Here is a 675-nt window from a genome sequence, read left to right on the forward strand (position 1 = left end):
ACTGACGACGCTGCTCCTGTAACTGTTGCTGTTGCAGGGAGGCGGCCTGTGCGGCCTGATCGGCGGCGGCTCCGGCCTGCATTCCAGATGTTAAGGCTCCGAGACCGGCACCGATAGCGGTACCCCAGCCTGGGAGGATCGCTGTCCCTGCTGCGGCTCCTGATGCGGCTCCTGATGCCATTGCTGCACCTGACATAAGCGTTCCTCCTTAGACTTTGATGCCGACCGATGCGGCGAAGGTGGGGTTGAGGAAGGGGTTGTCTTCCTCTTCTTCCTGCTGGCGCATCAGGGCCAGGTACTCTTCTTCGGTGAGAAATTCGTTGAACGGCAGGTTGCCCGCGATGATGTTGCCGGAGCTGTCGAGCATACGGGTGATTTCGTTCGCGGCCTGGTTCTGGGCGGCGGCTACGTTGGCGGCGTCGGTTTCGAGACGGGTGCGGTTCTGGCCAAGAAGTGCCTGAAGCTGGCTGATCTCGTCACCGGCGGCAGTAGCTCCGTATCGGGACACCAGGTCATTGATGTTATTGAACTGGCTCTCGACGCCGGAAAGCTGGTTGAGGTCGAGGAAGTCGACGTCTTGGTTGGCGTTGAGCAGCTCTTGAGCCTGGGATTCGAGATCGCCACGGTAGTTGTACAGCTCGGTCAGTTTGTCGCCAGAGGCGGTGTAGAGATCGC

General features: G+C 60.3%; 1 protein-coding gene and 1 pseudogene. Both read right to left on the reverse strand.

Annotated features, from left to right (window positions below):
• Nucleotides 1-196 (reverse strand): annotated as a pseudogene (locus AK963_RS35015) (hypothetical protein); the annotation flags it as partial.
• A gap of 12 nt (nucleotides 197-208) precedes the next feature.
• The coding region (locus tag AK963_RS34250) for a hypothetical protein (RefSeq protein WP_175404770.1) at nucleotides 209-675 on the reverse strand (467 nt) is incomplete at its 5' end.

It is taken from the genome of Endozoicomonas atrinae, from assembly GCF_001647025.1.
GTDB classification, from domain to species: domain Bacteria; phylum Pseudomonadota; class Gammaproteobacteria; order Pseudomonadales; family Endozoicomonadaceae; genus Endozoicomonas; species Endozoicomonas atrinae.